Genomic DNA, 6361 nt, shown 5'->3' with positions numbered 1-6361 from the left:
GCGGCCGGTACCTAAAGTCCTGCAAGCGGGCGCAAACGGAGTATTCTGTTTTCCCGTTATGCCGAAAAAGAATCCGCGAGTGCGCGTCACGCCCACCACCTATCCCCGCATGGCGCAATGGACCGGAGTGCATTACACGATGCTTTCTGTGACCATTGCCGCATGCGGTGTATTCATCGTGGCTGCACGGCGCATCCGGGGCACTACCAAGGAGACCTTCTACCGGCAGATGACTGGCTGGGTGATGCTGGTGCTCGGTACGGCATGGACCATCGTCTCCCTGGACCCTTCGCAATTCGACATCCGTGAATCTCTGCCGCTGCACCTGTGCGATGTTCTGCGCCCAGTGTTGGCGCTCGGTCTGATTACGGGCAATGAGCATGCGCTGACGCTGACCTATTACTGGGGCATCATCTTGAACCCGCAGGCGATTATCACCCCAGATGTTATTTATTACTTCGATCCGCGCTGGCTGCGCTTTGCCACCTACTGGTTCTTCCACATCACCGCACTGGCCATTCCGTTGGCGTTGACCTTCGGCTTGGGCTACCGCCCGACGTGGAAGGGCTACCGCTTTGCGGTGGGAGTAACCCCGGTGTGGATGGCCAGCGTCATGGCGGTCAACGCCCGCACAGATGGCAACTATGGTTTCTTAAACCACGCGCCGGGCAGCCCCTCCATCATCAACCTGCTGGGGCCGTGGCCTTGGTACATACTCGCCGAAATTGGTGCCGTGGCAGGCGCCTGGGCTGCGATGACGTGGCCGTGGGAGACCCGTAGGCTGCGCCGCGGCACGGTGGCTGCCGGTGCCAAGGGGCTACTGCGCCGCTCCGTGCGCGCCGTGGCAAATAGGCCTTAGCGAGCCATACGCAAAAGCTTGGCGACGGCCCGCGGGATGGCCCCGGCAATCTGCGAAGCCGAGCAGATGGCATAGCCCTCCGGCGTTTGCGCCGCGATGGCTGCCGCATGGGCATGGATGGCCCCGGCATGCAGGACCTCGGTGATTAGCGCTTCCTGCAGATCGAAGTCAGCCTTCTCCTGCAGCTGCTCATCGAGATGCATCTGTGCGAGGACAGCGCCGAGGATGCCCGCGAGCACGTCGCCTGAACCAGGGGTAGCGGCATAGGAATGGCCTGCATTGTAGGCATAGATGGGTTGGCCGGGTGCGGTAACCAGGGTATTTCTTCCCTTGAGCAGCACGATGCAGCCCAGTGCCGTGGCGAGCTCCTGCAGTGGTGCTGCTTTGCCTGATGACAGGTCGAGGCCCTTGTTGAAGGTCGCCTCGTAAAGCTCGGTGAACTCGCCCAGGTGAGGGGTGAGAACCGTGACGGGCAGGCTTCCCAGGCGGGCGCGCAACTCGGGGTGACGGGCAAGGAGTCGCAGCGCATCGGCATCGATGACGGCCGAGATGAACCCATCGAGTACCTCCGCGAGCTCCGCTTGGGCCGCAGCGTCAGTACCGCGTCCTGGGCCCACGACGATGGCCTGGGCGTGACCCGCTGAGTCAAGATCTGGGTGAACCACGAGTTCCGGCAGGAGCGAGGTGATGGAGCGGTCTCCGATAAAGCGCACCATGGCCGGGCTGGTGCGCACTGCCGCGGTGGCTGCCAAGATGCCAGCTCCGGGATAGGTATCGCTGCCTGCGGCAATGGTGACCACGCCGCCGGAATACTTATCGGAGGAAATCCCTGGGGTGGGGTCAACGATTGGTCCGGTACAACCAACCGGGCGCGGGTGCGTGGCGATGCCGTGGGCGGTCTCGATGTTGCCGGGGCGCCACGCATATGCGGATTCCAGGGTGGGCTCGTTGGCGATGTGCCCGGCCGGTTGCGCGAGCGATTCGAGCATCGCGCTAAACGACGTCGCGCCGGGCAGCGTTAAATCCGCCAGCACCACCTGGCCGCACTCGGCCGCAAGCACATGACCCATGCGTGCCCAACCGAAAGTTACGGTGACGTCAGCATGCACTGCGCCTTTGCGGGCGGCTACGCCGGTGTCTGCATTAATGCCAGTGGGCATATCGACTGCTAGCACCGGAATGCCTGCTGCCTGCTCGTAGACCTCCAGCGCCTGGCCGCTGAGCCCGCGTCCGGAACCGAGGCCCGCCACGGCGTCGATAAGCAAGCTCGTGTCATCGGGCAGGGAAGCGGTGGAATTAGGAGTGGACCCACTATTTAGAACCTCGCCGCCGGCTTCCTCGAAAGCCGCAAGGGCGGCTGTGCGGCAGGTCTCAGGTACGAGGGCTGTGACGGCGTGTCCCTGCTGGGCGAGGAGAGCGCTGGCGAAAAGGCCGTCGCCGCCGTTGCCCCCGCTACCTGCCAGAATCATCACGCGGCCTGGGTGCGCGGCGAGCATTACTGCGGCGGCGTCGGCAACCGCGTGGGCGGCCAATTGCGTGAGCTGGTCTGGATAGTTCTGCTGGGCAAGCAGGCGCTCCTCGGCAGCGCGGACGGCGTCGACGGAAAAGGCATATCGCATGCCGCCCAAAATACCCGCCTGCTTAGGCTGGAGCGTTCTGGCAGGTAGGGCACCAGAACAGGTTCCTGCCTTCCAACTTTTTCTCGGCGATGGGCTCGCCGCAGATATAACAAGGCATGCCAGCGCGGCGGTAGACGTATACCTCGCCGCCATGGTCATCCTTGCGTGGCGCGCGGCCCATGGCCTCAGGCGTGTGCTCCGGGCGGACCGTGTCGATGCGGGCGGTGGGCACGCCGGCGCGCATGAGTTCTACCAGGTCCTCCCAGATGACATCGAATTCATGGCGGTCTAATTCATTGCCTGCAATGAAGGGGGAGATGTTCTGGCGGAACAAAACTTCGGCGCGATAGATGTTGCCGACTCCGGCGAAGAGATGCTGATCCATCAGCAAGGAGCCGATGCTGCGGCTCGACCTGTGCACCCGCGGCCAAAGGTCGGCCGGTGATGCGTCCTCGCGGATGGGGTCCTGGCCAATCTTGGCGAGGGCGACGTCGTATTCAGCATCCGTGATGAGCCGGCACCACTGCGGCCCGCGCAGGTTGGCAGCTAGGTCATCGCTTTCGATGCGCAGGCGAATCTGGCCCCAGACATCGTCCAAAGGCTCAAAGCGTAAGCTGCCGATCAACCCGAGGTGAATATAGATGATGTGCTCTGGCGCATCGGCGGAAAAGTGCATAAAGAGATGTTTTCCGCGCGCCTCGGCGAAATTGAGCTGCGTCCCATCGAGCATGGCTGCTTCCGCCGCAAAGCGGCCTTGCGGACTCGTGACGCGCAGCGGCCCACCCCGGAAATCAAGGTTCAGGCGCTGTGCAAGGTGATGAATAATGTGGCCTTCGGGCATGCGGACAAGTTTATTGCATGTGTCGCGGGGATAACGTGAGGATAAATCGGACATCTTTCCCGTTTGGAATGTGGGATTGAAGTGCGAAGACGAGACTTAAACGTTCATTCTCTGCTTTAAAGGTCTAGGTTAAATAGACGAAAGTTAACATAATAAACATTTATCTATTTTGTCGCTTAGCTTATAACGCAACCATATCTGATAAAGATCGGCCCAAATATATAGTGACTCGTTTCATATTTATTTTTCTTCCGGGTTAATTGGACTAGAAAGTTCCAGCACATGGCGCTAAATCTTTATTAAGTTAGGATTGGTTAACGAATTTCTTTATCGGATTTTGTCCGATTGGCTTTGTAAACGTTGACTTTGAAACCGCCGTTGATATGCTTCGCATGGATGTATCTACTGGTGAGTGATAGATCCAACCGCTGCGCATGTAGGGGTGCGCGGCGGCTATAGTCAGGTGGGTGGGACTGCCTGGCTGTAGAGGGTGGGGGCTTGTTCCGCACCCTTAGAGAGACAGGTAACGCCTGGGCCCATCCTTTCCAGGGCCCAGGCGTTACTCGTATGTTTAGGCGGCGTCGTCAGTGCGGTTTCTTGTGGTGTGGTGCCGTGGCAGGGCGTATGAGTAAACCCGGTTCTTTCGAGTAAAATCCAATCCAAAAGATCCAGCCCGGTTGCGGGGATTGTCTATGGCGGAAGGCCTTTATAAATGACGCGTTTGCTTGGTTTTGACCGTGAGAAGTACATCGAGATGCAGTCGGAGCACATTCACGCACGGCGCGCAGAAATCGGTGGCAAACTCTACTTGGAGATGGGCGGCAAGCTCTTTGATGACATGCACGCCTCTCGCGTGCTGCCGGGCTTTACCCCAGACAACAAGATCGCCATGCTTGAGCGCATCAAGGACGATGTCGAGATTCTCATCTGCATCAACGCCAAGGACATTGAGCGCCAGAAGATGCGCGCTGACCTCGGGATCCTCTACGAAGATGATGTCTTGCGCTTGGTCGACGTCTTCCGTGGCCGTGGCTTCCTAGTAAACAACATCGTCATGACCCAGCTGGAAGATGGCAACAGCCAAGCTGAGGCCTTCATTGACCGCCTGGAGCGCCTTGGCCTGAGCGTTGCACGTCACCGCGTTATCCCGGGTTATCCTTCCAACACAGACCTCATCGTTTCTGAGGAAGGCCTTGGCCGGAACGAGTACGCGGAAACCACGCGTGACCTGGTTGTCGTCACTGCGCCGGGGCCAGGCTCAGGCAAGCTGGCGACCGCCCTATCGCAGGTCTACCACGAGCACCAGCGCGGTGTGCAGGCTGGATACGCCAAGTTTGAGACCTTCCCTATCTGGAACCTGCCGCTCGATCACCCAGTGAACCTGGCTTACGAGGCCGCAACCGTTGACCTCAACGACGCAAACGTCATCGACCACTTCCACTTAAGCGCCTACGGCGAGTCCACGGTGAACTACAACCGCGATGTCGAGGCCTTCCCGCTGCTTAAGACCCTCCTGGAGAAGCTGACCGGCAACACCCCGTACCAGTCCCCAACGGATATGGGCGTCAACATGGCTGGCTTCTGCATCACCGATGACGAAGTCTGCCGTGAGGCCTCCAAACAGGAGATTATTCGTCGCTACTTCAAGGCTTTGGTGGAAGAGGCGCGCCTCGGCTTGGATTCCACGCAGTCCGAGCGCGCGGCCGTCGTCATGGCGAAGGCCGGCATTAAGTCTGATGACCGCCCGGTAGTAGTGCCGGCGCGCGAGCGTGCCGCGGAAACTGACGAGCCGGCCTCTGCGCTGCAGCTTACCGACGGCACCATCATCACCGGCCGCACTTCTGCGCTGCTGGGCTGCTCCGCTGCCATGCTGCTCAATGCGCTTAAGCATCTCGCCGGCATCGACGATGAGATCCACCTGCTGAGTCCAGAGGCCATCGAACCGATCCAGAAGCTCAAGACCGAGTATCTGGGTTCGCGAAACCCGCGCCTGCACACCGACGAGGTGCTCATCGCTCTTTCCGCCTCCGCTGCGAAGGACGAGAACGCTCGCCGTGCAATGGCGGAACTAAAGCAGCTGGCAGGTTGTGACGTTCACACCACCACCATCTTGGGCTCGGTGGATGAGGGAATCTTCCGCAATTTGGGCGTGCTCGTGACCTCCGATCCGGTCTTTGCACGTAAGCAGGCGCTTTACCAGAAGCGTTAAGCTCAAAGATTTTCGGGAAATTTAGGAAAAGCAACAGCTCACGCCTACAATCGATGGCGTGAGCCTCAGCAAAATTCTCCTTTATTACTGCTTTACCCCAATCAGCGATCCCACTGCCATCATGTTGTGGCAGCGCAACCTATGCGAAAAACTCGGGCTGAAGGGCCGCATCCTCATCTCCGAGCACGGAATTAACGGCACCGTCGGTGGTGACATGGATGCTTGTAAGCGCTATGTCCGTGAGACCCGCGAGTACCCGGGCTTTAAAAAGATGGAATTCAAGTGGTCCGAGGGTAGTGCCGATGATTTCCCACGCCTGTCCGTGAAGGTTCGCGACGAAATCGTGGCATTCGGCGCGCCCGGTGAGCTAAAGGTGGATGAGAACGGTGTCGTCGGTGGCGGCGTGCACCTGAAGCCAGAGCAGGTCAACGAGCTGGTTAAAGAGCGCGGCGACGAAGTCGTCTTCTTCGATGGCCGCAATGCCATGGAAGCTGAGATCGGCAAGTTCAAAAACGCTGTCGTCCCAGATGTTAAGACCACCCATGATTTCATCCAGGAAATCGAGTCCGGCAAGTATGACTGGATGAAGGATAAGCCAGTCGTTTCCTATTGCACCGGCGGCATTCGTTGCGAGATTCTTTCTTCCCTGATGAAGAATCGTGGTTTCAAAGAGGTCTACCAGATAGACGGCGGCATCGTCCGCTATGGCGAGAAATTCGGCAACGACGGTCTTTGGGAAGGCTCCCTCTACGTCTTTGACAAGCGCATGCATCACGAATTTGGGCAGGGCCTGCAAGATCCAGGTTTTATCCAGCTTGGCCACTGCGTGCATT

5 protein-coding genes are annotated in these 6361 nt (G+C 59.2%); 3 read left to right on the top strand and 2 right to left on the bottom strand.

What is annotated here, in order from left to right:
• A partial coding sequence (locus tag HMPREF2935_RS09955; RefSeq protein WP_371326239.1) for a YwaF family protein occupies positions 1–859 on the top strand: 859 nt, incomplete at its 5' end.
• Here the strand turns inward: HMPREF2935_RS09955 and HMPREF2935_RS09950 are convergent.
• Both HMPREF2935_RS09950 and HMPREF2935_RS09945 read right to left on the bottom strand, forming a co-directional pair.
• A complete protein-coding gene (locus HMPREF2935_RS09950; RefSeq protein ID WP_070733077.1) occupies positions 856–2478 on the bottom strand; it encodes a bifunctional ADP-dependent NAD(P)H-hydrate dehydratase/NAD(P)H-hydrate epimerase in 1623 nt (540 codons plus the stop codon). The two genes, HMPREF2935_RS09955 and HMPREF2935_RS09950, sit on opposite strands and share 4 nt — an antisense overlap.
• Before the next feature lie 22 nt (positions 2479–2500).
• Entirely contained in the window at positions 2501–3319 is an 819-nt protein-coding gene (locus tag HMPREF2935_RS09945) for an Fpg/Nei family DNA glycosylase (RefSeq protein ID WP_070733035.1), read from the bottom strand.
• A gap of 712 nt (positions 3320–4031) precedes the next feature.
• Here HMPREF2935_RS09945 and HMPREF2935_RS09940 point away from each other — a divergent pair.
• Positions 4032–5528, top strand: coding sequence for a DUF1846 domain-containing protein (locus tag HMPREF2935_RS09940; RefSeq protein WP_070733033.1), 1497 nt, complete (start codon positions 4032–4034; stop codon positions 5526–5528).
• Positions 5529–5577: 49 nt separating this feature from the next.
• Positions 5578–6361: oxygen-dependent tRNA uridine(34) hydroxylase TrhO (locus HMPREF2935_RS09935; protein ID WP_371326240.1), on the top strand; the 784-nt coding region annotated here is incomplete at its 3' end.

The sequence above is a fragment of the Corynebacterium sp. HMSC076D02 genome, assembly GCF_001813815.1.
GTDB classification, from domain to species: Bacteria; Actinomycetota; Actinomycetes; order Mycobacteriales; family Mycobacteriaceae; genus Corynebacterium; species Corynebacterium simulans.
This window is presented reverse-complemented; position numbering and strand designations above follow the sequence as displayed.